Consider the following 21,975-nt stretch of genomic DNA (forward strand, 5'->3'; position numbering starts at 1 on the left):
CCTCAACGCGTACGTACGGTGCCCGTGTGCAGGTCGGCCCAGATATGGCCGTTGCCATAGGTGAGGAACTGCACATACAGCGTTTCGTTGCGCAGCAGGTCCATGATCACCCGGTAGTCGCTGAGGGGGTAATTCAGGCTCAAGGTGCGGGTCTTGTCGTCGTACACCGGTTTCTTGAGGCTCTTGGCGGCCTCACCGTCGAATGTCAGCAGCACCTGGGCAATGGTCGCCCCCTTGCTTAGCGGCTTGCCCTTCAGGCGCACTTGCAGCGACGAGGTGATCGGGATCGGCTGCTGGTCGGACTGCCGCTGGGCACCGACTACCACCGAGTAGTCGGTCACTTGCAGCAACTGCTGGCTGGTGGGTGCTTCCTGACGCAGGACCAGGTCGTCCGGGGGCAGGAACTGGCTGTGCAGCGGTGCAGCGGCCAGCGGCAGGCTGATGGCCACCAGAAGGGGGAGAAACGCACGCATGTGAGGCTCCTTGTATGAAGCCGCACTCTAACACGTGGCCGTTTTTACAGGCCCTTGACGGCGAAGATGCCGTTGGCGTTGCGCCAGTAGCCTTTGTAGTCCATGCCATAGCCGAAAATGTAGCGGTCAATGCAGGGCAGGCCCACGTAGTTGGCCTTGAGGTCCGGGCTGGCTTTGCGGTCGTGGTCCTTGTCGATCAGCACGGCGGTGTACACCGAGCGCGCGCCGGCGTGCTTGCAGAACTCGATGATGGCACTGAGGGTATGGCCTTCATCGAGGATGTCGTCGACGATCAGCACGTCGCGGTCGATGAACGACACCTCGGGCTTGGCCTTCCAGAACAGCTCGCCGCCACTGGTCTGGTTGCGGTAGCGCGTGGCGTGCAGGTAAGAAGCTTCCAGCGGGAACTGCAGGTGGGTCAGCAGTTTGCCGGAGAAGATCAGGCCACCGTTCATCACGCAGAACACCACAGGGTTCTTGTCGTGCAGGTCCTTGCAGATCTGCTCGCCCACCTTGGCGATGGCCGCTTCGACCTCAGCTTCGGTGTACAGGCAGTCAGCTTCACGCATGACTTGACGGATATGCTCGAGATCGGCGGACATGGCGCGCTCCGGGGGATTTTGGAAAAGCGGGCAAAGGTACGCATCCGCTCGTCACAGATCAAGCGTTTATGGACTAACGTGCAGAATGACCAGACGACAGCGCAGGCTGAATAGATTAATCTAGCGCGGTTTTTTTGCCCGCCTTTCGGAGCCCCCCTATGCCCACTCGTGAGATCCGCCACCCGCTGATCCGCCACAAGCTCGGCCTGATGCGCCGTGCCGATATCAGCACCAAGAATTTTCGCGAACTCGCCCAGGAAGTCGGCGCTCTTCTGACTTATGAAGCCACCCAGGACCTGCCGCTCGAAACCTACGAGATCGACGGCTGGTGTGGCAAGGTCGCGGTAGAGAAAATCGCCGGCAAGAAGATCACCGTAGTGCCCATTCTGCGTGCCGGCATCGGCATGCTCGACGGCGTACTCAGCCTGATCCCGGGTGCCAAGGTGAGCGCGGTCGGTGTTGCCCGCAACGAAGAGACCCTCGAAGCCCACACCTACCTGGAAAAGCTCGCCCCGGACATCAACCAGCGCCTGGCATTGATCATCGACCCCATGCTGGCAACCGGCGGCTCGATGGTTGCCACCATCGACCTGTTGAAGAAGGCTGGCTGCAAAGAGATTCGCGCCATGGTCCTGGTCGCGGCACCAGAAGGCATCGACGTGGTGGAAAAAGCTCACCCCGATGTACAGATCTACACCGCCTCGATCGACCAGCGCCTGAACGAGCACGGCTATATCGTGCCGGGCCTCGGCGATGCCGGTGACAAGATCTTCGGCACCAAGCAAAAGGACGCCTGAACATGCAGGACGGCTTCAACGACCCGCTCTGGCGCCAGGTCGTTTCGGGCGCGCAGATGCTCTTCGTGGCATTCGGTGCGCTGGTACTGATGCCACTGATCACCGGCCTGGACCCGAACGTGGCGCTGTTCACCGCGGGTATCGGTACCTTGCTGTTCCAGTTGGTCACCGGCCGTCAGGTCCCGGTGTTCCTGGCTTCCAGCTTCGCCTTCATCACCCCGATCATTCTCGCCAAAGGCCAGTTCGGCCTGGCCGAGACCATGGGCGGCGTGATGGCCGCAGGTTTCGTGTATACCTTCATGGGCCTGATGGTGAAAATCAAAGGCACCGGTTTCATAGACCGCATGCTGCCGCCCGTGGTGATCGGGCCGGTGATCATCTCCATCGGCCTGGCCATGGCGCCGATTGCTGCCAACATGGCGATGGGCAAGGCTGGCGACGGCAGCGTGCTGCTGCCGTACAAGACAGCCATGCTGATCTCCATGCCGGCGCTGCTGACCACACTCATCGTCGCTGTGTTTGGCAAAGGCATCTTCCGCCTGGTGCCGATCATCGCTGGCGTGCTGGTGGGTTTTGCCCTGTCATTTGCCTTTGGCGTGGTCGACACGGCCAGAATTGCCGCTGCCCCCTGGCTGGAAATGCCCAACTTCACGGCGCCAGCGTTCAACTGGCAGGCCATTCTGTTCATCGTTCCGGTAGCCCTGGCACCTGCGATCGAGCACATTGGCGGGGTTATCGCGGTTGGCAGCGTAACCGGCCGTGACTACCTGAAGAAGCCCGGCCTGCACCGCACCCTGCTGGGTGACGGCCTGGCCACCACCGCCGCCGGCCTGTTCGGCGGCCCGCCCAACACCACCTACGCCGAAGTGACCGGTGCGGTGATGCTGACCAAGAACTACAACCCGAAGATCATGACCTGGGCGGCGGTATTCGCCATTACCCTGGCGTTCATCGGCAAGTTCGGCGCGCTGCTGCAGAGTATTCCGGTGCCGGTGATGGGCGGCATCCTGTGCCTGCTGTTCGGCTCGATCGCCGCGGTAGGCTTGAACACCATGATCCGCCACAAGGTCGACCTGGCCGAAGCGCGCAACCTGGTGATCGTGTCGGTGACCCTGGTGTTCGGTATTGGCGGGGTACTGATCGGCAGCGGTGATGGCCCGGATGACTGGGGCCTGAAGGGGATTGCACTGTGTGCCATCGTGGCGATTGCCCTGAACCTGATCTTGCCTGGCAATGACGGCTGGAAGCACAAGAAGCTCGAGGATCAGCAGCCTTGAGCCACCCTTGACCTGAGCGCCCACAGGGCAGCAAAACACCCTGTGGGAGCGGGTTCACCCGCGAAAAGGCCGGTTCACTCAGGCCTTTTCACACATGTCCGCCAACACCCTCACCCACTGCGGGTGGTCGTTCAAGCACGGCACCAGCACCAGCTCCCGCCCGCCTGCCTCGACAAACTGCTCACTGCCGCGCATGCCGATTTCTTCCAGCGTTTCGATGCAGTCGGCCACGAATGCCGGGCACATCACCAGCAACTTCTTGACCCCCGCCTTGGCCAGCTCGTCCAGGCGTGTTTCGGTGTACGGTTCGATCCACTTGTCACGCCCCAGCCGCGACTGGAAACTCACCGACCACTTGCCGTCGGGTATACCCAACTGCGCCGCAAACGCTTTGGCGGTCGCCAGGCACTGACCCCGGTAACACACCGCGCGCACCTCGGCGCTGGCATCTTTGCAGCAGTCGGCTGCACGCAGATCATGCTTGCCGCGCGTGCCGCGCGGGTACAGCTTTTTCAGGTGCCGCTCCGGCAGCCCATGAAAACTCAGCAACAGGTGGTCGTAATCCTGTGCCAGGTAAGGTTCGGCGCTGGCCGCCAGTGCCTGGATATACGCGGGGTGCTCGTAGAACGGCTGCAGCACCCGCATTTGCAACGGCAACTGGCGCTCTTGGATGGACTGTTTCGCCAACTCCACGACCGTGGTCACCGTACTGTCCGCGAACTGTGGATACAACGGCGCCAGGGTAACCCTGCGCACGCCCTGCGCTGCCAGACGCGCCAACACATCCTCCAGCGCCGGCTGGCCGTAACGCATGGCTATTTCAACCGGCCCATGCGGCCAGTGCTCGACCATGGCGGCCTGCAGGCGGCGGGTCAGCACCACCAGCGGCGAGCCCTCCTCCCACCAAATGGACGCATAGGCATGGGCCGACTGCTCCGGTCGTTTGATCAGGATCAACGACACCAGCAGCCGCCGCAGTGGCCAAGGCAGGTCCACCACGTACGGGTCCATCAGAAACTGGTTAAGGTAGCGGCGTACATCGGCCACCGAAGTGGAGGCCGGGGAACCCAGGTTGACCAGCAGCAGGGCGTGATCAGTCATGCAGCGTCCTATGTCAGAGGCGGCTGGACAGGTCGTCCAGGGCCGATTGCAGATCATTGAAGCGGAAGGCGAAGCCCGCCTCCAGCAAACGTACCGGGCGCGCACGCTGGCCGCCCAACAGCAAGGTCGACAGCTCGCCCAAACCGGCCTTGAGCAGCAGTGCCGGCACCGGCAATAGCGCCGGCCGATGCAGCGCACGGCCCAGCCGCCTGGCGAACTCGCGGTTGCGCACGGGCGTTGGAGCGCAGGCATTATAAGGACCGCTGGCGTCCTTATGCTGCAAGAGAAAATCAATCAGGGCGACCTGGTCGTCTATATGGATCCACGGCATCCACTGCCGGCCGTTGCCCAACGGCCCACCCAGCCCCAGCTTGAAGGGGATGCGCAAGCGCGACAAAAAGCCGCCATCGCTGGCCAGCACCAGCCCGGTACGCACCAGCACCACACGGATGCCCTGGGCCTGCGAGCGCTGGGCTGTTTCTTCCCAGGCTATACACAACTGGCTGGCGAAATCTTCCCGCACCGGGGGCGAGGCTTCGGTCAGTTCGCGCTCACCGCCGTCTCCGTACCAGCCCACCGCTGAACCGGATAGCAACACCTCAGGGCGCTGTTCGCGGGTACCCAGCCAAGCCAGCAGTTGCTCGGTCAGGGCAATGCGGCTAGCCCACAACAGGTTGCGCCGGGCGGCCGTCCAGGGCCGGTCGGCAATCGGCGCCCCCGCCAGGTTGACCACTGCATCGAGCTGATCGTCTGCTTCCAGTTGCTCAAGCCGGGCGATGCCCCGCACCCCGGCGCCGCAGATCTTCGCCACTTCCTGTGGCCGCCGGCTCCACACTGTCAGCCGGTGGCCCTGGCTGAGCCAGTACTGGCACAGGTGCTTGCCAATCAACCCGGTACCGCCTGTCAGCAATATATGCATGCCTGTGTCCTCGCAGATTGCAGCGTTGGTCTATTTTTAACATCAAGGCACTTTTTTGACCCGACGCTCTCGGATAAACATAGGCCAACCTGTCCGGCAAAGCGGAATTACCTTATACAATATTTTTGCTTTGTACAGGTTTTCCTGACAGCGTAGTCTGCTCATAGCAAGGTTTGAAGAGGCCATCATGACAGTACCTATTGCCATCATTGGTGCCGGTATCGCCGGCTTGTCTGCCGCCCAGGCTTTGCAGAAGGCCGGGCAGTCGGTGCACTTGTTCGATAAAGGCAAGGGCAGCGGCGGGCGCATGGCCAGCAAGCGCAGCGAGGCCGGCGCCCTCGACCTTGGCGCGCAGTATTTCACTGCCCGCGACCGGCGCTTTGTCGAGCAGGTCCAGCAATGGGTGGCCACAGGCTGGGCAGAACAGTGGAAACCCCAGCTGTACAACTACCGCGACGGCACCCTCAGCCCCTCCCCCGACGAGCAGACACGCTGGGTAGGCGTGCCGCGCATGAGCGCGATCACTCGCGGCCTGCTCGAGGACGTGACGGTGAATTTCGACTGCCGCATTGCCGAGGTGTTTCGCGGCAAGCAGTACTGGCACCTGCAGGATACCGACGGCTGCAGCCACGGCCCCTTCAGCCGCGTGGTAGTTGCCGTGCCGGCGCCCCAGGCGACACCGCTGCTGGCCGCCACGCCCAAGTTGGCCGCCGTGGCGGCCGGCGTGCAGATGGAACCCACCTGGGCCGTGGCCCTGGCATTCCAGGCCCCCCTGGATACACCGATGCAAGGCTGCTTCGTGCAGGACAGCGCCCTCGATTGGCTGGCACGCAACCGCAGCAAGCCTGGCCGCGACGAGCAGCCCGATACCTGGATATTGCACGCAACGGCAGACTGGAGCCGGCAGCATATCGACCTGCCCAGAGAGGCAGTGATCGAGCATCTGTACGGCGAATTCGCCGAACTGATCGGCTGCGTGGTGCCCGCGCCCGCGTTCTCCCTGGCCCACCGCTGGCTGTATGCCCGCCCGAGCAGCAACCATGAGTGGGGCGCCCTGGCCGATGCCGACCAGGGCTTGTATGCATGCGGCGACTGGTGCTTGTCGGGGCGTGTAGAAGGCGCCTGGCTTAGCGGCCAGGAAGCAGCACGGCGACTGCTCGAACATTTGGACTGATTTCACCTTATACAAAAAAACTGGTTTGCATAACTTCCGCACTGTGCTGGAATAAACCTGTACAAGTTTTTACAAACGTACAGGTTTTCGGAGGCAGTCATGCAAAACCCGCCCACCCACAGCAAGCCGCGTATTGCCATCAGCGCCTGCCTCACCGGGCACAGCGTGCGCTATAACGGCGGCCACAAGGCCTCCGACCTGTGTCGCAAGCAACTGGAAGAACATTTCGAATGGCTGCCTGTTTGCCCAGAGGTAGCCATCGGGCTAGGCGTGCCTCGCGATCCGATCCGCCTGGTTGGCGACCCGAACAACCCTGAAGTGGTCGGCACCCGCAACCCGGGCATGGACCTGACCGGGCCGCTACGCAGCTATGGCGAACAGATGGCCGCTGAGCTGGGTGACATCTGCGGCTACATTTTCATGCAGAAATCGCCGTCCTGCGGCTTGGAACGGGTCAAGGTCTATCAGCCAAACGGCCACCCTGCGGTGCAGAGTGGTCGCGGCGCCTTTGCCCAGGCCTTCTGCGCGCTACGCCCAGACCTGCCGGTGGAAGAGGAAGGCCGGCTGCATGACCCGGTGCTGCGCGAGAACTTCATAAGCCGTGTCTACGCCTATGCCGACTGGCAACGCCTGCTGGCCGAGGGCCTCAGCCGGGGTGCCTTGGTAAGCTTCCATTCGCGCTACAAGTACCTGTTGATGGCCAACAACCCTCAGGCCTACCGCACCCTCGGGCGCCTGCTCGGCAGCATGAGCAAGGACGATGACCCACAACAGGTGGGCCAGCGGTATTTCAGCCAGCTGATGCAGGCGCTGCGCCGCTGTGCCAGCCGTGGCACCCACTGCAATGTGCTGCAGCACCTCAGCGGCTATTTCAAGGACACCCTCACCCAGCAGGACAAAGCCGAGCTGCAGGCGATCATCGGCCAGTACCAGCAGGGCGTCGTGCCGCTGGTGGTGCCACTGACGCTGCTCAAACACCACCTGCGCAAGCACCCGGACCCGTACCTGCTTCAGCAAACCTACCTGCAACCCCACCCTGAAAGCCTGGGTTTACGCAATGCGGTCTGAGGTGCTGTTACCAATAGGCGAGTTGGCCCGCCGCACCGGGGTGAACCCGGTCACGCTGCGCGCCTGGGAGCGCCGTTATGGCCTGCTGAAACCACAACGCACAGCGAAGGGGCACCGTCTGTACCCACAAAGCCAGGTGGAACGGGTGGAAACGATCCTGGCCTGGTTGCAGCGGGGTGCCTCTGTTGGCCAAGTGCGCGAGTTGCTCGACAAACCAACCAGCAGCGCGCCCAAAGGCGACTGGCAAGCCCGTCAGTACGAGCTGGTCGAAGCCATCGCCGGCCTGTCGCAACGTAACCTGGACCAGCAACTTAACCAGGCCATGGCGCTGTATCCGGCTCTGACCCTGTGCGAACAATTGCTGCTGCCCTTGCTCGACCTGCTCGACCTGCGCTGGGGCAGCTACTTCAACGCGCGGCTGGAGCAGGTGTTCTTCTACGGCTGGCTACGCAGCAAGCTGGGCGCCCGCGTCTACCACGACAACCAGTTGCTGCACGGCCCCGCCGTGCTTCTGGCCGAAGACAGCGAGCGCGCCTTCAGCCCAGGGCTGTGGCTGTGCGCCTGGTTGTTCACCAGCAATGGCATCCCCGTTGAGGTGCTCGAGCAGCCTGTCAGCGCGGCGCAACTGCATAGCGCAGTCAGCATCTTCCAACCCCGGGCCGTGCTACTGCACCTGGGCCCGCGCATGGACGACAAAGCCTTGCTGCGTGCCCTGCAAGGGGTGCCGGTGCCGAAGTTGCTTGGTGGCAGCATGGTTGCACTGCATGAAACCCGCCTCAAAGACAGCGAACTGCCTGACCTTTTCCTGTTCGATACCCCGCAAGCGGCCTTGCGCCTGCTTCAAGCCCATGACCGCCAGCCTGTAGAGATCAATGCCCCATGCACCTGACCTGGCTGCGTAGTGACCTGCGCATCGATGACAACACCGCACTGAGCGCTGCGACCGAACGCGGGCCGACCATCGCCTTGTGGCTGGTCAGCCCCGGGCAATGGCGTGCGCACGACGACGCCGACTGCAAAGTCGATTTCTGGCTACGCAACCTGCGCGACCTGCGCCAGGCGCTGGAAAAGCTGAACATCCCGCTGCTGATCCGCAAGATCGACACTTGGGACCAGGCGCCTCAGGCCGTACTCGATGTTTGCCAACAACACCAGGTGCAAAGCGTGCACTGGAACGAGGAATACGGCATCAACGAGCAGCGCCGGGACGCTGCTACGCGCAAGCTGCTGGAAAAAGCGTCTGTCCAGGCGCACAGCTATCTCGACCAACTGCTGTTTCGCCCAGGCACCATCCTGACCCGCAGTGGCGATTACTTTCAGGTATTCAGCCAGTTCAAGAAAACCTGCCTTGAACACCTGCACCGCAGCCTGCCTGCGCTGGCCCGGCGGGTAAAGCGCCAGGCTGCGCTGAAGATCCACAGTGACCCGATCCCGCAACATATTGACGGCTTCGAAAAAACCCCGCGCGCCTTGCGTGAGCACTGGCCGGCGGGCGAGGCCCATGCACAGCAGCGCCTGTCGCAGTTTCTGGACGAAACCATCGACGATTACCTCAAAACCCGGGATCTGCCGGCAATGCCGGGGACCAGCCAGCTTTCGCCTTATTTGGCCGCCGGGGTAATTTCCCCGCGCCAGTGCTTGCATGGGGCCCTTGCCGCCAACAAGGGCGAGTTCGACAGCGGGAGCACGGGTGTGCAGACCTGGGTCAACGAACTGCTGTGGCGCGAATTCTACAAGCATATCCTTACCGGCTACCCACAGGTCTCGCGGCACCGCGCCTTCCGCAGCCATACCGAAGCCCTGCCCTGGCGCGATGCGCCGGGCGATCTCGAGGCTTGGGAGCAGGGCCGCACCGGCTTCCCCATCATCGACGCGGCCATGCGCCAACTGCTACACACGGGCTGGATGCACAACCGGCTGCGCATGATCGTCGCCATGTTCCTCAGCAAAAACCTGTTGATCGACTGGCGCAAGGGCGAGCGTCACTTCATGCGCCACCTCATCGATGGTGACCTGGCCGCCAACAATGGCGGCTGGCAGTGGAGCGCCTCTACCGGCACCGATTCGGTGCCCTATTTCCGCATTTTCAACCCGGTCTCACAATCGCAGCGTTTCGACCCTCAGGGGCGTTTCATTCGTCACTGGCTGCCGGAGCTTCGCGATATCGATGAAAAAACAATTCATGGTCCGATGAAATCTACGGATCTTTTCGCTGGTAATTCGTATCACAATCCAATAGTGGATCTGGGCAGTAGTCGCCAACGTGCATTGGAGGCCTTCAAAGGCCTGCCGCGGCGGTAACATCAGGGGGCAGAACGTCTTGAATAACTCACGCAGTTTTTGGGTTACAGGCGCAAGCAATGGACTTGGCTTGGCGTTGTTGCAAGGGCTGCTCGACCAAGGCCACCGGGTGGCCGCGAGTGGCAAGGATGCGCCTGCGTTCGAAGCGCTGGGCGAACGCTATGGCCAGCAATTCCTGCAAGTGCCCTGGCAGTTGCACGATGCACAGCAAGCCGCTGACGCTTGCCAGTTGATCGCCCGTCACTGGCACTCACTGGACGGCGTGATCATCAATGCCGGCACCAGCGATTACCTGCCGGGCGATGTGGCTGACAGCGAATTGATCGAGGCCATCGTCACCAGCAACCAGCTGGCGGGCAAGCACTGCCTGACAGCGGTGATGCCCTTGCTGGCAAAGGGTGATTCACCCCAGGTGATGGCTATTTTCAACCGTTATTCGGCCCTGCAGTTGTACGCGCCAAGCCAGGTAACCGCCGGTTGGAACCAACTGCCGCAGTGGGTACGTGAGCAACGTGATGCGCTCAAGGCGTTGGGGATATCGCTGACCGTGGTAGGACCGCAGTCGCTGAAAACGCCAGTGACGCCTGCGCAAGCCTTTCCGGAGCAGTGGACGCCGCAAAGCGCCGCGCAGGAGTTGTTGCGGCGCTGGCCCGCGGCTGAGCCCGAGTTGGTACTGGAGACGCTTGACCTCAGTGGGCTATGGCCGCTGCCGCCAAGGTGACGGCAGGCTCCCCGCCAAGCGCGAACCTGGGTCGCGCTTGGCGGTTGATGGTTGACCCGATCGGGTCAGAGCGCCATGCGGTAATGCAAGCTGTAGCTTTCAACCCCGTCATTGGGTTCTTTGATGCCGGCGTTCGAGTAGTGAATCGCACGCACACCAATTTCATGCCCACCGGCGAAGCGCAGGCCGAAGCCGATGCGGTCTTCGAACTGGAACGACGAACCCAGTTCGTTGCTTTCCAGCTCGGTGCTGGAGAAAGCTGCCACGCCAATGCCCGCCTCGATGTAGGGCTTGACCGACTGGCCGGCAAACTCGTACACGAACACGGGTGCGAACGACAGGCTGTGGTTGCTAGCCGTGTCGTCGCCGTCCCAATAGGTGTAGGCACCGTCCCAATAGCCGGTCACGCGGCCGACGCTGGTCTGCCACCAGCTGGCATCCCAGTTCGACTGCAGCCCCAGCCGGTAGACCATCGTCGAGTCACCGGTCTGCCCTACCGAAACCGATACATCAGCAGCCTGCGCCAATACTGCCTGCCCCATGGTGAAAACGGCAGCCGCCGCCAAGCCCAGCAGTTTCTTCATGAGAAACATCCTTCATCCTAGTGCTGTTTTAATAAGCGCCTCATCTCAGGCAAGGCATAGAAAACGGCAGTGGTACGATAGTTCAGCTTTTCTTCACGTTTTTTTCACATGGCAAAGCTTTGCACATCGTCAGACTTATGCCACAGCACAGGCAGGATTTTTTTCAGGGAAGAGGGATCGGCGCTGGTCCAGAAGCGGGTAGCCTGCGCCGGTCCGGCCGCCAGCAGGCCATTGTTGCCTAGCAGCCGCTGCAACTGGCGGGCGACGGCGGCACCGGTATCGATGATGGCCACATCTGGCGGCACCATGCCGGCCAGCAGCGGCCGCAGGAAGGGGTAATGGGTACAGCCCAGGATCAAGGTGTCACAACCAGCGGCCAGCAGCGGCTCGACATAGCCCCACAGCATCTGGCGCAGCGTCGGGCTGCACAAGTCGCCGGTCTCGATCAGCTCGACCAACCCCGGGCAAGGCTGGGTGATCACCAGCACGTCGCTGGCGAAGCGGTCGAGCAAAGCCGCGAACTTGGCACTTTGCAACGTGCCGGTGGTGGCCAGCACGCCAACCACGCCTGAGCGTGTCGCAGCCGCGGCAGGCTTTACTGCAGGCTCCATCCCCACCAATGGCCAGTTCGGGTACAGCTCGCGCAGATCCGCTGCGGCCGCCACCGTGGCGGTGTTGCAGGCCAGCACCAGGGCCTTGGCGCCTTGCTCGCGGAAGAACCCGGCAATGCGCCGGCAGCGCTCACGGATGTAGTCCGGGGATTTTTCGCCATAAGGCACATGGCCGCAATCGGCCACGTACAGCAGTGTCTCGTTGGGCAACAGGCGCTGGATCTCGGCGAGCACCGACAAGCCACCAACACCTGAGTCCATCACGCCGACCGGCGCCGAGCGCTCAGCCATCGCGCTTGCCGCACACGGCACACGCCGGGTCGCGCTTGACCCGCAGTTCGCGAATACGGGTGCCGAGGGCGTCGATCAACAGCAGCCGGCCGACCAGCGGCTCGCCGAAGCCTGCCAGCAGCTTCATCGCTTCCAGCGCCTGCAGGCTGCCGACCAGGCCCACCAGTGGGCCGATCACCCCCGCCTCGCTACAGGTCAGCTCGGCTTCACTGCCATGCCCATACAGGCAGTGGTAGCAAGGGCTGTAGTCGCGACGCGGGTCAAACACCGACAGCTGCCCCTCCAAACGGATTGCCGCACCGCTGACCAAGGGTTTGCCGGCGGCGAAACAGGCGGCGTTGACCGCCTCGCGCGTGGAGAAATTATCGGAGCAGTCCAGTACCAGGTCGACGGCCGCTACCGCGGCTGCCAGGGTGTCGTCGTCCAGCGCCTGGCGGTGGGCAACCAGGGTGACTTCAGGGTTGATGGCCTGCAGGCGCTGCAGCGCCGAGTCGACCTTGCTCATGCCGACACTGTCGCTGTCGTGAAGCACCTGGCGCTGCAGGTTGGTCAGGTCGACGGTATCGAAGTCCGCCAGGTGCAGTTCGCCAACCCCCGCGGCTGCCAGGTACAGGGCGACCGGCGAACCCAGGCCACCCAGCCCGACAATCAATGCCTTGCTGTGCTTGAGGCGTAGCTGGCCGTCGATGTCGATCTGCGCCAGCAGCACCTGGCGGCTGTAGCGCAGCAGTTCCAGATCACTCAGCATGGCAGGCGCCCCAGGCTGATGCGTTCATGGCCACCCAGATCGGTCCGGCTGGCCACCTCGTTGAAGCCCTGTTCGACCAGCAAGGCCCGTACTGCCGCGGCTTGATCATAGCCATGCTCCAGCAGCAACCAGCCACCCGGCACCAGGTGCCCAGGGGCCTGGGTGACGATCACGCGCAGGTCGTCCAGGCCATCGGGGCCAGCCACCAACGCACTGCTGGGCTCGAAACGCACGTCGCCAGCCACCAGGTGTGGGTCTGCGGCGGCGATGTAGGGCGGGTTGCTGACGATCAGGTCGAAACGCTCACCGGCCAGGCTGTCGAACCAATGGCTGATGCGCACCTGGGCATTGCTCAGGCCCAGGCGCTGCCGGTTGCGCTCGGCAAGCGCAGCGGCCTCTGCCACCCGGTCTACGGCCGTGACCTGCCAGGCGGGGCGCTCGCTGGCCAGGGCCAATGCGATGGCGCCCGTGCCAGTGCCCAGGTCGAGAACCCTGGCTGGGGCTGCGGGCTGCAGTTCGAGGGCGGTTTCGACCAGCAGCTCGGTATCCGGCCGTGGGATGAGCGTGTGCGGCGCGACTTCCAGGTCGATCTTCCAGAAACCTTGCTGGCCAAGGATATACGCCACCGGCTCACCGCCGCGGCGGCGCTGCAGGTACCCGGCGTAGGTCTGCGCGTCTTCGCTGCTGACGATCCGCTCGGGCCAGGTGTGCAGATAACTGCGCGACTTGCCGATGGCCGCTGCCAGCAGCAGTTCGGCATCCAGGCGTTCGGTAGGCGATTCTGGCAACTGTGCGTTGCGCAGCAGGCTGGCGATGATGGTCATCAGTCCCCCAGGGCAGCCAGTTGATCGGCCTGGTATTCGGCCAGCAGCGGCTCGATCACCGCGTCCACGCCACCACTGAGGATGTCGTCCAGCGAATACAAGGTCAGGTTGATACGGTGATCGGTCACCCGCCCCTGTGGGTAATTGTAGGTACGAATACGTTCCGAGCGGTCACCCGACCCGACCAGCAGTTTGCGCTCGCTGGCAATGGCGTTCTGGGCAGCGCTGGTCTGCATGTCGTTGAGCTTCGCCGACAGCCAGGACATGGCGCGGGCGCGGTTCTTGTGTTGCGAACGCTCTTCCTGGCACTCGACCACGATGCCGGTGGGCAAGTGGGTGATGCGGATCGCCGAGTCGGTCTTGTTGACGTGCTGGCCGCCGGCACCGGAGGCGCGGTAGGTGTCCACGCGCAGGTCAGCCGGGTTGATTTCGATGGCCGCTTGTTCGTCTGGCTCGGGCAGTACCGCCACGGTGCAGGCGGAAGTGTGCACGCGGCCCTGGGATTCGGTCTCCGGCACGCGCTGCACGCGGTGCGCGCCGGACTCGAACTTGAGCTTGCCGTAGACGTTTTCACCTTCGACACGGGCGATGATTTCTTTGTAGCCGCCGTGTTCGCCTTCGTTCTCGGACAGAATCTCCAGGCGCCAGCCACGCTTTTCGGCGTAACGCGAGTACATGCGGAACAGGTCACCCGAGAAGATCGCGGCCTCGTCGCCACCGGTGCCGGCGCGGATCTCGAGGAACACGTTGCGGCCATCATTCGGGTCCTTGGGCAGCAGCATGCGCTGCAGCTGCGCCTCCAGGGTCAGCAACTGCTCCTTGGCTTCACGCACTTCTTCCACGGCCATTTCGCGCATGTCCGGGTCACTGTCCTTGAGCAGCGCCTGGGCACCTTCGAGGTCGTCCTGGACTTTGCGCCACTCTTTATAGGCAGCATAGACCGGCTCGACCTCGGCGTACTCGCGGGAATACGCGCGAAAGCGCGTCTGGTCGGAAATGACCTCGGCATCGCCGAGCAAGGCGGTGAGTTCTTCGAAGCGGTCCTGGAGAATTTCCAGTTTGTTCAGCAGCGACGCTTTCATTGCGGGGTTTTGTCCGTCGAGCCCTCGTTGAGGGCAAAGAGTTCCTGGGCCATGGCCAGCGCATCGACGCGCCCCTCGGCCGAGAGCTTTTTCAACTGCACGCTGGGCGCATGCAGGAGTTTGTTGGTCAGGCCCCGGGCCAATTGGGCCAGTACGTCCTCGGGGTTGCCGCCGTTGGCCAGCAGGCGCTGGGCCTTTTGCAGTTCTTCGTCGCGCAGGCGCTCGCTTTGCTGGCGATAGGCCTTGAGCACATCCACGGCAGCCAGTTCACGCAGGCGCAGCATGAAGTCTTCGGCGCCGACTGTCACCAGTTCTTCGGCAGCCTGGGCCGCGCCTTGGCGGCTCTTGAGGTTTTCCGCCACCACATCGTGCAGGTCATCGACGGTGTAGAGGTAGACGTCATCGAGCTCACCGACCTCGGTTTCGATATCGCGGGGCACGGCGATGTCGACCATGAAGATCGGTTTGTGCCGGCGCTGCTTCAGCGCACTTTCGACCGCGCCTTTGCCAAGGATCGGCAACTGGCTGGCAGTGGAGCTGATGACGATGTCGCTGTTGGCCAGCTCCTGGGGGATGTCGGCCAGCAGAACGGCATGCGCACCGAACTGTTCGGCCAGGATGCTGGCGCGTTCCAGGGTGCGGTTGGCCACCACGATGCGGCGCACGCCCTGCTCATGCAGGTGGCGGGCGACCAGGGTGATGGTTTCGCCGGCGCCGATCAGCAGGGCCTGGCTACGCCCCAGGTCGGCGAAGATCTGCTTGGCCAGGCTGACGGCGGCAAAGGCCACCGACACCGGGTTCTCGCCAATGGCGGTGTCGGTACGCACCTGTTTGGCAGCACTGAAGGTGGCCTGGAACAGGCGCCCGAGCAACGGCCCGACGGTACCGGCTTCGCGGGCCACGGCGTAGGCAGACTTCATCTGGCCGAGGATCTGGGGCTCGCCGAGCACCAGCGAGTCGAGGCCCGAGGCCACGCGCATCATGTGCTTCACGGCGTCGTGCTCTTCGTGCACGTAGGCACTGGCGCGCAGTTCGTCGAGGCTGAGGCGGTGGTAATCGGCCAGCCATTTGAGTACGGCGTCGGCGGACAGGTGGTCCTGCTCTATATAGAGTTCACTGCGGTTGCACGTCGACAGAATCGCCGCTTCGCGGCTGGACGTCAGTCGGCAGAGCTGCTGCAGGGCGTCTACCAGCTGCTCTGGGGTAAACGCCACGCGCTCGCGTACGTCTACCGAGGCAGTCTTATGGTTGATACCGAGTGCAAGAAAGGCCATGCGAAGTCGCTGGTTGTGACAGGAAGCCGATAATTGTCCTCTTTCGCAGGTTTCAGGACAACCACCGTTCGCTATTGCGCTGATAGCGCGGCGGCTATCGCCGGCTGCACGCCCGCACCAGCTGTGATTCCAGCCCCGGATCCTGATTTTGATCTGGCTCGGATTTTAGCTTTAGCAAGATGTGGGCATTCACACCGAGTAGGTATTCGTTCGCGATGGTGGCGCTGAGTCACCTTTGCGCCCTTCCGGCGGGTTACTTTGGTCGTGGCCAAAGCAACCAAAGCCGTCCGCTCCCATCATCCGGCCCCTACGCTGCGCTCCGGGGTCCCTTCGCTACGGGCATGCTCCCGGGAGTACGCGCTGCAAGCCCCATCCATGGGGCCTCAGCGCTTGACGGGCATCCATGCCCGTCACCTCCCTGCGCATGCCCTTCGCTCAGCCTCCTGAAGTCGCAATCTGCGGCGCGTGAACTACCGCGTGCTTAGAAGCAAAACCGAAGCCCGCTACGCCACTGAAGCAGCGGCACATAACAGACGCCTTGACCTGACCGAATCGAAACCCGACGTGACAATGTAACGAGGGGATATTTCCTACAAAAGCTTATGTGAATTACTTTTTTCGACATATCTGTATCGATTTTTTCCATCGACTTGTAGTCCATTTCTGAATTGCAGATCCAGCTATTGCTTCACCCAATTTCAATGCCTAGCCTTTCCCATCACTGATCTGGATTTGGTTCCTCACCAGAAAATTAAAACCTGACAATGATTACCAAAGAGAGGTAAGCATGGCTTTTGACGCTTATATAAAATCGATGATATCCCAGGCGAGGCATTGGACGAAAAATACAACAAATGGATCGAAGTCACAGGTTACCAATTCGGTGTAAGCCAAAGCACTTCAGCCACCGCAAGCTCTGCCGGTGGCGCCACATCAGGCCGCACGGCCGTCAGCCATTTCACCTTCACCAAGTTTCTCGACAGTGCCAGTTGCAAATTGATGGAAGCCAGCTGCGCAGGCCAACATCTCAAGGAAGTTAAACTCGCACTCTGCCGCGCGGGCGGCGACAAGCTCAAATATTACGAAATCATTCTCGAAGAAGTGATCATTGCCGACTACACCCAAAGCGCCGCCGATGGAGTACCGATAGAGGTGGTGCAGCTCGATTATGGGAGAATCAAAACCACCTATACCCAGCAAAAACGCATTGACGGCTCCGGCGGCGGCAACATCGCTGGCGGGTGGGACCGGATCGGAAACAAGAAGTACGCCTGAGGGGGTCGCCATGTCTGAAGCCCGTGCGTTCATCAACCCCAGGATGCAGAACTACCACACCCTCAAGGCCGGCCTTGCGCTGACTGGGCATTCGGCCAGCAAGTTCGACATCCTGAATTCGCACATTTGCAACAGCGTGGTCAGAAGCGGCGAACTGGTGATCGTCGGTGACTGGTCAACGCCTTCCTGTACCAGTCAGGAGGCGTATTTGATGTCGAAGGCTACCGTGACCCATATGGGGTTGATGCATAGCGGCCAGGGTGCCGATGAGTTTTTCGTAGACAATTTCGAGCTGTTGAAGAGTCTGCTCGCCCATGCGTCCATGGGCACGGGCGTGGTAAGCGATAGTTGGAGCAAGTATCTCAAAGCGATTCAAGACACCTTGCTGGAAATCGAGACGCTGCATAGAGAGCACATGAGCTCAGGGTCCCTCAAAGCCCGCGAGCAGTTTTACGCCAAGCGGGCGGGGCTTTTCACGAAGCTGGATGAGCAGTTGCGCAGGTTGGCGGCGTTCGGCTCAGGCTTGCGCAACAATGGCTCCATCAAAAGAATGCTAGCCATTTCCACGAAAAGCTATTTGCATACGGGTGAGATTGCAGGGTATGCGGATAAGGTTGCCGGTGTGAGCAAGGCTGCTAACCTGATAAAAAAAGGAACTTATTTAGGCATTGCACTGGAAGTTTCGAGTACAGGCCTATCAATCAATAAAGCCTGCACGGAAGGGAGAGAGGAAGAGTGCAGAAGAGCTAAAATTGTGGAGAGTAGTTCATTGGCAGGTGGCGTAGGTGGAGGCGTAGTTGGCGCATATGCAGGCAACATAGTTGGCGTAGCAGCTTGCGGCGTGGTTCTGGGAACCGTATCGGGCGGGCCTGGAGCTATCGCTTGCGGTGTAGCGGGCGGAGCCTTTGGGGGGATGCTAGGCGGGAAGTTCGGAAGCGATGGTGGAGAATTCATGGGAGATTTATTCTACGAACGGGTGATAAAGTGACCACAGCTCATGAAATTTTGGGAGCGGTGTTCGCCCTCCTTATCACCGCGATCTTCATATCCATGTCGATAACGCTATATTTGTCCCATCGCCTGACTGAACACATTGAATCTCTGCTACCCAACTGCAAGCTGATCAGTGAGAACAGAAAAACATACGCTGAACTTGGCTTTATCGGAAAAGTTTTTCGATTCGGGACAATATCTTTAATGTTAGTCTCCCCAAAAGCCTATGCACGTAAAGGCCTGATAGACATTAATGAAGTAAACCAACTACCGGCCCGCATAAAAAAATTACTTAGCAGACTCGTCATTACGTGCTTAGCACTTTTTCTCACACTGCTATTATTTAGGGCATGCCTATATGCTGCTGATCACTACCAAACCCTTTGAAAACCAGTATTGAAGCTCGAGCAAACGCTCCCGTTGTTATTGCTAATAACAGCGCCAATAGCATATGCGTGAACCTATATTGGCATAATGCTTAACATAGCAGTAACCGGTCTATAAATTCGCCATGCTTGAAGCGAGCCGCATATGTAAACTCTGCATCATTAGCTGGAGGCCTGGCTGGTAGCGCTGTAGGCGGTTATCTAGGAGGGAATATTGTTGCACCCGCAGTATCCGGCACTAGGAGTAGGGACTGCCGGACTAGGGCACTCACCTGCGCGGTCATCGGTGGCACTGCCGGGGCGAAGTTAGCCGGTGATTTCGCAGAAAAAAAGCGAGGTATTAGGTGACTTTTTGTATCACGAGTTCTCAAAATGACTAACATAGAGCCAGGACTGATCGCGCTGATCCTGATTACAGCAATGTTAATTGCCGCTAGCGCGCAAATTATTATTTCACACAAATACACCGAGCATTTTGAATCTTTCCTCCCCACCTCTCGCCTCGTATCTGACAACATCAAAAATTACCAGCACGCCGGACTCTTGGGCAAAACAATAAGAACCGGCCAGATTGCAACACTGTTGGCTATACCCAAAATCTTCATTTACAGGGGTTACGCTGAAATTGAGGAAGTAAAAAACTCCCCCCTCCGCGAAAAGCGCATTTGTTAATCCTATGGATTATTCACATCACCTTGTTCATTGCCTTGATGCTGTCGCATTATCTATGACTTCATGCCGATACGACTTGCCCCGAATCGAAACCTGACGTGGCAACGTAACGAGGGGAAATTTCCTACAAAAACCTGTACCGCTGGCCGCGATAATGAGTGTAGAAGAGCTAAATACGTCCATGGATCTTCCTTGACAGGCAGTGTCGCCGGGGGAGGGTTAGCAGCAAGCTACGGTGGAAATATTGCCACTAGTACTTGTCTCGCTCTTGGCGTGCCAACAGCCGGTACAGGCGCACTCCTCTGCGCTGTTATTGGTGGGGCTGCGGGAGCCACGGGAGGAAACATGCTTGGCGGTGCTGTAGGGGAAGCGCTCGGCGAAGTACTGTATGAAAAGGTAGGCACCCAATGAGCACTGCTGTGGGCATTGTTGCATTTATAATTTTGGCCGCCATGATCATCACGCTTTGCGCATCCCTCTACATATCAACCTATCATCTTGGCAGGATCGAATCACTACTACCGAATAGCGCATTCGTAAGCGGAAATAAGAAAACCTTCACAAGCAGGCCTTATTGGCAAGGTAATGCGCACACTCTCAATATCAATACTGCTAACAGTACCAAAGATATATGCACGGAAAGGCTTAGTTGACCTTGATGAGGTCACGAGCTTCCCTATACGCATGAAGCGCACCCTGATCGTCTTAGGGGCTATGCACCCAACACTTATCGGAGCACTTATTCTATTCCGCATTTGGCTGCATACCCTGGACCCAAGCCGCAGTTGGTAGCGAGAGAATAACGTCAGCCGGAGAGCTACAGCAGGGCGTCTACCATCTGCTCTGGGGTAAACGCCACGCAGTGGTGCGCTTCGCGGGTGGCCGCCTTTACACCATCTGCGCTCGATCTCATAAACCGCCAAAAAACCCAAGCCAAACACCCGGCACAGCCACCACATCACGGAACCCTCTCCCACCACAAAGGTCGCAGTTAACCAGACACCACACAGGTGGGTTTGCCCCCGCGCTTGTGTCATCATGCTGCGACCGCCGGTGAGTCCTCCTATTAAGCCTTCTATGAACAAACCATACGCATTGCTGCTTGCCTTCGCCCTGCTCCAGGGCTGCCAGAGCCTGGCCCCGCAAAAGGCCGAGCCTCCCGTTGCCGATGCCGCCAAGGCTGAGGCCGAGAAGCCCGTGGTGTATGGATCGTTCAAACAAGACACGCTCTACAGCCTGCTGGTGGCGGAACTGGCCGGCCAGCGCAACCGCTTCGACATCGCCCTGGCCAACTACACCGACCAGGCCGAGAAAACCCAGGACCCAGGGGTTTCCGAACGCGCCTATCGCATCGCCGAGTACCTCGGCGCCGACGAGCCGGCCCTGGACAACGCACTGGTCTGGGCGCGCAACGACCCGCAGAACCTCGACGCCCAGCGCGCCGCCGCCATCCAACTAGCCCGCGCCGGCCGCTACGACGATTCCATGACGTACATGGAAAAGGTGCTGCAGGGCCAAGGCGACACCCACTTCGATTTCCTCGCCCTGTCGGCAGCCGAGACTGACCAGAGCACCCGCGACGGCCTGCTGCAAAGCTTCGACCGCCTGCTGGTCAAGTACCCGGACAACAGCCAACTGGTGTTCGGCAAGGCCCTGCTGCTGAACCAGGACAACAAGCCCGAAGAGGCGTTGGAACTGCTCGAGTCGCACCCGCCGCAAAACGGCGAAATTGCCCCGATCCTGCTGCGCGCCCGCCTGCTTCAGGCACTGGACCGCGGCCCCGAGGCCCTGCCCCTGCTGCGCGGGGCCATTCGCGACAACCCGGACGACAAACGCCTGCGCCTGACCTACGCCCGCACCCTGGTCGAGCAGGACCGTATCGCCGATGCCAAGGGCGAATTCCTCAGCCTGGTCCAGCAGTACCCCGACGACGACGAACTGCGCTACTCCCTGGCCCTGGTGTGCCTGGAGAACAAGGACTGGGACGAGGCCGAGGGCTACCTGCAGGAACTGGTCGAGCGCGACAGCAACGTCGACGCCGCGCGCCTCAACCTGGGCCGTATCCGCGAAGAGCGCCACGACCCCGCAGGCGCCCTGCGTGAATACGCCCTGGTCGGCCCGGGCCCCGACTACCTGCCGGCGCAACTGCGCCAGGCCGACATTCTGATCGCCAACGGCCGTGGCAGCGAGGCCTCGCGCCTGCTTGCCGAGGCCCGCGAAGCGCAGCCGGACTACGCCATCCAGCTGTACCTGATCGAATCGGAAAGCTACAGCAACAACAACAAGGACGCCCAGGCCAACCAGGTGCTGCAACAGGCCATACAGCGCTACCCGGACGACCTCAACCTGCTTTACACCCGCGCCATGCTGGCCGAAAAACGCGACGACCTGGCGCAGATGGAACAAGACCTGCGCGCGATCATCGCCCGCGAGCCGGAAAACGCCATGGCCCTGAATGCCCTGGGCTACACCCTGGCCGACCGCACGACCCGCTACGCCGAGGCCTGGACGCTGATCGAAAAGGCCCACCAGCTGACCCCCGACGACCCGGCAGTGCTCGACAGCCTGGGCTGGGTGAATTACCGCCTGGGCAACCTCGACGCGGCTGAAACCTACCTGCGCCAGGCGTTTGCCAACTTCCCCGACCACGAAGTGGCCGCCCACCTGGGCGAAGTGCTGTGGGCCAACGGCAAACGCCGCGAAGCCCGCCAGGTCTGGGCCAAGGGCTTCGATGCCCAGCCCGACAGCCCCCTCCTGCGCAAGACCCTCCTGCGCCTGACCGGATCCGAGACCCTTTAACGC

Annotated in this window: 20 protein-coding genes and 1 pseudogene; 11 read left to right on the forward strand and 10 right to left on the reverse strand. The window is 61.1% G+C overall.

Annotation, left to right across the window (positions count from 1 at the left end; genetic code table 11):
- Window positions 1-2: 2 nt before the first annotated feature.
- Window positions 3-473 (reverse strand): hypothetical protein, encoded by a 471-nt coding sequence (locus EGJ22_RS05055; RefSeq protein ID WP_029886853.1) that lies wholly within the window; start codon window positions 471-473, stop codon window positions 3-5.
- Window positions 474-517: 44 nt separating this feature from the next.
- Entirely contained in the window at window positions 518-1,075 is a 558-nt protein-coding gene (locus tag EGJ22_RS05060; protein ID WP_009682952.1) for a hypoxanthine-guanine phosphoribosyltransferase, read from the reverse strand.
- Window positions 1,076-1,233: 158 nt separating this feature from the next.
- Here EGJ22_RS05060 and upp point away from each other — a divergent pair, with 158 nt between their 5' ends.
- Window positions 1,234-1,872, forward strand: coding sequence for a uracil phosphoribosyltransferase (upp, locus tag EGJ22_RS05065; protein ID WP_009682953.1), 639 nt, complete (start codon window positions 1,234-1,236; stop codon window positions 1,870-1,872).
- A 2-nt stretch (window positions 1,873-1,874) separates the two neighbouring features.
- Complete coding sequence (locus EGJ22_RS05070; RefSeq protein ID WP_009682954.1) at window positions 1,875-3,149, forward strand: uracil-xanthine permease family protein; 1,275 nt, start codon at window positions 1,875-1,877, stop codon at window positions 3,147-3,149.
- 78 nt (window positions 3,150-3,227) lie between these two features.
- Here EGJ22_RS05070 and hemH read toward each other — a convergent pair whose 3' ends face one another.
- Window positions 3,228-4,250 carry a ferrochelatase gene (gene hemH / locus EGJ22_RS05075; protein WP_029886854.1) on the reverse strand — a complete coding sequence of 341 codons (1,023 nt, stop codon included), beginning with the start codon at window positions 4,248-4,250 and terminating at the stop codon, window positions 3,228-3,230.
- A gap of 13 nt (window positions 4,251-4,263) precedes the next feature.
- Entirely contained in the window at window positions 4,264-5,169 is a 906-nt protein-coding gene (locus EGJ22_RS05080) for a TIGR01777 family oxidoreductase (RefSeq protein WP_029886855.1), read from the reverse strand.
- 187 nt (window positions 5,170-5,356) lie between these two features.
- Between EGJ22_RS05080 and EGJ22_RS05085 the strand changes: the two genes are divergently transcribed.
- From EGJ22_RS05085 to EGJ22_RS05105, 5 genes are all read left to right on the forward strand, one after another.
- Entirely contained in the window at window positions 5,357-6,343 is a 987-nt protein-coding gene (locus EGJ22_RS05085; protein ID WP_029886856.1) for an NAD(P)/FAD-dependent oxidoreductase, read from the forward strand.
- A 99-nt stretch (window positions 6,344-6,442) separates the two neighbouring features.
- Complete coding sequence (locus EGJ22_RS05090; RefSeq protein WP_029886857.1) at window positions 6,443-7,411, forward strand: DUF523 and DUF1722 domain-containing protein; 969 nt, start codon at window positions 6,443-6,445, stop codon at window positions 7,409-7,411.
- On the forward strand, window positions 7,401-8,300 hold the full coding sequence (locus EGJ22_RS05095; RefSeq protein WP_029886858.1) for a MerR family transcriptional regulator: 900 nt from the start codon (window positions 7,401-7,403) through the stop codon (window positions 8,298-8,300). Before EGJ22_RS05090 ends, EGJ22_RS05095 begins: the two co-directional genes overlap by 11 nt.
- Window positions 8,291-9,712: a deoxyribodipyrimidine photo-lyase gene (gene phrB / locus EGJ22_RS05100; protein WP_029886859.1), complete on the forward strand. Its 1,422-nt coding sequence runs from the start codon at window positions 8,291-8,293 to the stop codon at window positions 9,710-9,712. The genes EGJ22_RS05095 and phrB overlap by 10 nt, the downstream gene beginning before the upstream one ends.
- A 19-nt stretch (window positions 9,713-9,731) precedes the next feature.
- On the forward strand, window positions 9,732-10,433 hold the full coding sequence (locus EGJ22_RS05105; protein ID WP_029886860.1) for an SDR family NAD(P)-dependent oxidoreductase: 702 nt from the start codon (window positions 9,732-9,734) through the stop codon (window positions 10,431-10,433).
- Window positions 10,434-10,498: 65 nt separating this feature from the next.
- On the opposite strand, the gene EGJ22_RS05110 is transcribed toward EGJ22_RS05105, so the two are convergent.
- From EGJ22_RS05110 to hemA, 6 genes are all read right to left on the reverse strand, one after another.
- A complete protein-coding gene (locus EGJ22_RS05110; RefSeq protein WP_033744719.1) occupies window positions 10,499-11,017 on the reverse strand; it encodes an acyloxyacyl hydrolase in 519 nt (172 codons plus the stop codon).
- 104 nt (window positions 11,018-11,121) lie between these two features.
- The gene (murI, locus tag EGJ22_RS05115) at window positions 11,122-11,919 is read right to left on the reverse strand and encodes a glutamate racemase (RefSeq protein ID WP_029886862.1); all 798 of its coding nucleotides are present in this window, start codon (window positions 11,917-11,919) and stop codon (window positions 11,122-11,124) included.
- On the reverse strand, window positions 11,912-12,667 hold the full coding sequence (locus EGJ22_RS05120; protein WP_029886863.1) for a molybdopterin-synthase adenylyltransferase MoeB: 756 nt from the start codon (window positions 12,665-12,667) through the stop codon (window positions 11,912-11,914). The genes murI and EGJ22_RS05120 overlap by 8 nt, the downstream gene beginning before the upstream one ends.
- Window positions 12,661-13,491, reverse strand: a complete 831-nt coding sequence (prmC, locus tag EGJ22_RS05125) for a peptide chain release factor N(5)-glutamine methyltransferase (protein WP_029886864.1) — start codon at window positions 13,489-13,491, stop codon at window positions 12,661-12,663. Before prmC ends, EGJ22_RS05120 begins: the two co-directional genes overlap by 7 nt.
- On the reverse strand, window positions 13,491-14,573 hold the full coding sequence (gene prfA, locus EGJ22_RS05130; RefSeq protein ID WP_009682967.1) for a peptide chain release factor 1: 1,083 nt from the start codon (window positions 14,571-14,573) through the stop codon (window positions 13,491-13,493). Before prfA ends, prmC begins: the two co-directional genes overlap by 1 nt.
- Window positions 14,570-15,847 carry a glutamyl-tRNA reductase gene (hemA, locus tag EGJ22_RS05135; protein ID WP_009682968.1) on the reverse strand — a complete coding sequence of 426 codons (1,278 nt, stop codon included), beginning with the start codon at window positions 15,845-15,847 and terminating at the stop codon, window positions 14,570-14,572. Before hemA ends, prfA begins: the two co-directional genes overlap by 4 nt.
- A 787-nt stretch (window positions 15,848-16,634) precedes the next feature.
- Here hemA and EGJ22_RS05140 point away from each other — a divergent pair.
- The 4 genes and pseudogenes from EGJ22_RS05140 to EGJ22_RS05170 all read left to right on the forward strand — a co-directional run bounded on the left by EGJ22_RS05140 (window position 16,635) and on the right by EGJ22_RS05170 (window position 21,972).
- Window positions 16,635-17,122: pseudogene (locus tag EGJ22_RS05140) on the forward strand (Hcp family type VI secretion system effector).
- A 10-nt stretch (window positions 17,123-17,132) separates the two neighbouring features.
- On the forward strand, window positions 17,133-18,110 hold the full coding sequence (locus EGJ22_RS05145; RefSeq protein ID WP_009682970.1) for a hypothetical protein: 978 nt from the start codon (window positions 17,133-17,135) through the stop codon (window positions 18,108-18,110).
- Window positions 18,111-18,873: 763 nt separating this feature from the next.
- Window positions 18,874-19,173, forward strand: a complete 300-nt coding sequence (locus EGJ22_RS05155; protein WP_223809640.1) for a hypothetical protein — start codon at window positions 18,874-18,876, stop codon at window positions 19,171-19,173.
- A gap of 1,077 nt (window positions 19,174-20,250) precedes the next feature.
- Window positions 20,251-21,972 carry a tetratricopeptide repeat protein gene (locus EGJ22_RS05170; protein ID WP_029886865.1) on the forward strand — a complete coding sequence of 574 codons (1,722 nt, stop codon included), beginning with the start codon at window positions 20,251-20,253 and terminating at the stop codon, window positions 21,970-21,972.
- Window positions 21,973-21,975 lie beyond the last annotated feature (3 nt).

This window comes from Pseudomonas sp. p99-361 (genome assembly GCF_003935475.1).
Lineage (GTDB): Bacteria > Pseudomonadota > Gammaproteobacteria > Pseudomonadales > Pseudomonadaceae > Aquipseudomonas > Aquipseudomonas juntendi.

What these genes read in the sequence shown, in the direction of transcription:
- EGJ22_RS05055 (WP_029886853.1), bottom strand. Translation starts at nt 473, where the DNA reads ATGCGTGCGTTTCTCCCCCTTCTGGTGGCCATCAGCCTGCCGCTGGCC.
- EGJ22_RS05060 (WP_009682952.1), bottom strand. Translation starts at nt 1,075, where the DNA reads ATGTCCGCCGATCTCGAGCATATCCGTCAAGTCATGCGTGAAGCTGAC.
- upp (WP_009682953.1), top strand. Translation starts at nt 1,234, where the DNA reads ATGCCCACTCGTGAGATCCGCCACCCGCTGATCCGCCACAAGCTCGGC.
- EGJ22_RS05070 (WP_009682954.1), top strand. Translation starts at nt 1,875, where the DNA reads ATGCAGGACGGCTTCAACGACCCGCTCTGGCGCCAGGTCGTTTCGGGC.
- hemH (WP_029886854.1), bottom strand. Translation starts at nt 4,250, where the DNA reads ATGACTGATCACGCCCTGCTGCTGGTCAACCTGGGTTCCCCGGCCTCC.
- EGJ22_RS05080 (WP_029886855.1), bottom strand. Translation starts at nt 5,169, where the DNA reads ATGCATATATTGCTGACAGGCGGTACCGGGTTGATTGGCAAGCACCTG.
- EGJ22_RS05085 (WP_029886856.1), top strand. Translation starts at nt 5,357, where the DNA reads ATGACAGTACCTATTGCCATCATTGGTGCCGGTATCGCCGGCTTGTCT.
- EGJ22_RS05090 (WP_029886857.1), top strand. Translation starts at nt 6,443, where the DNA reads ATGCAAAACCCGCCCACCCACAGCAAGCCGCGTATTGCCATCAGCGCC.
- EGJ22_RS05095 (WP_029886858.1), top strand. Translation starts at nt 7,401, where the DNA reads ATGCGGTCTGAGGTGCTGTTACCAATAGGCGAGTTGGCCCGCCGCACC.
- phrB (WP_029886859.1), top strand. Translation starts at nt 8,291, where the DNA reads ATGCACCTGACCTGGCTGCGTAGTGACCTGCGCATCGATGACAACACC.
- EGJ22_RS05110 (WP_033744719.1), bottom strand. Translation starts at nt 11,017, where the DNA reads ATGAAGAAACTGCTGGGCTTGGCGGCGGCTGCCGTTTTCACCATGGGG.
- murI (WP_029886862.1), bottom strand. Translation starts at nt 11,919, where the DNA reads ATGGCTGAGCGCTCGGCGCCGGTCGGCGTGATGGACTCAGGTGTTGGT.
- EGJ22_RS05120 (WP_029886863.1), bottom strand. Translation starts at nt 12,667, where the DNA reads ATGCTGAGTGATCTGGAACTGCTGCGCTACAGCCGCCAGGTGCTGCTG.
- prmC (WP_029886864.1), bottom strand. Translation starts at nt 13,491, where the DNA reads ATGACCATCATCGCCAGCCTGCTGCGCAACGCACAGTTGCCAGAATCG.
- prfA (WP_009682967.1), bottom strand. Translation starts at nt 14,573, where the DNA reads ATGAAAGCGTCGCTGCTGAACAAACTGGAAATTCTCCAGGACCGCTTC.
- hemA (WP_009682968.1), bottom strand. Translation starts at nt 15,847, where the DNA reads ATGGCCTTTCTTGCACTCGGTATCAACCATAAGACTGCCTCGGTAGAC.
- EGJ22_RS05145 (WP_009682970.1), top strand. Translation starts at nt 17,133, where the DNA reads ATGTCTGAAGCCCGTGCGTTCATCAACCCCAGGATGCAGAACTACCAC.
- EGJ22_RS05155 (WP_223809640.1), top strand. Translation starts at nt 18,874, where the DNA reads ATGACTAACATAGAGCCAGGACTGATCGCGCTGATCCTGATTACAGCA.
- EGJ22_RS05170 (WP_029886865.1), top strand. Translation starts at nt 20,251, where the DNA reads ATGAACAAACCATACGCATTGCTGCTTGCCTTCGCCCTGCTCCAGGGC.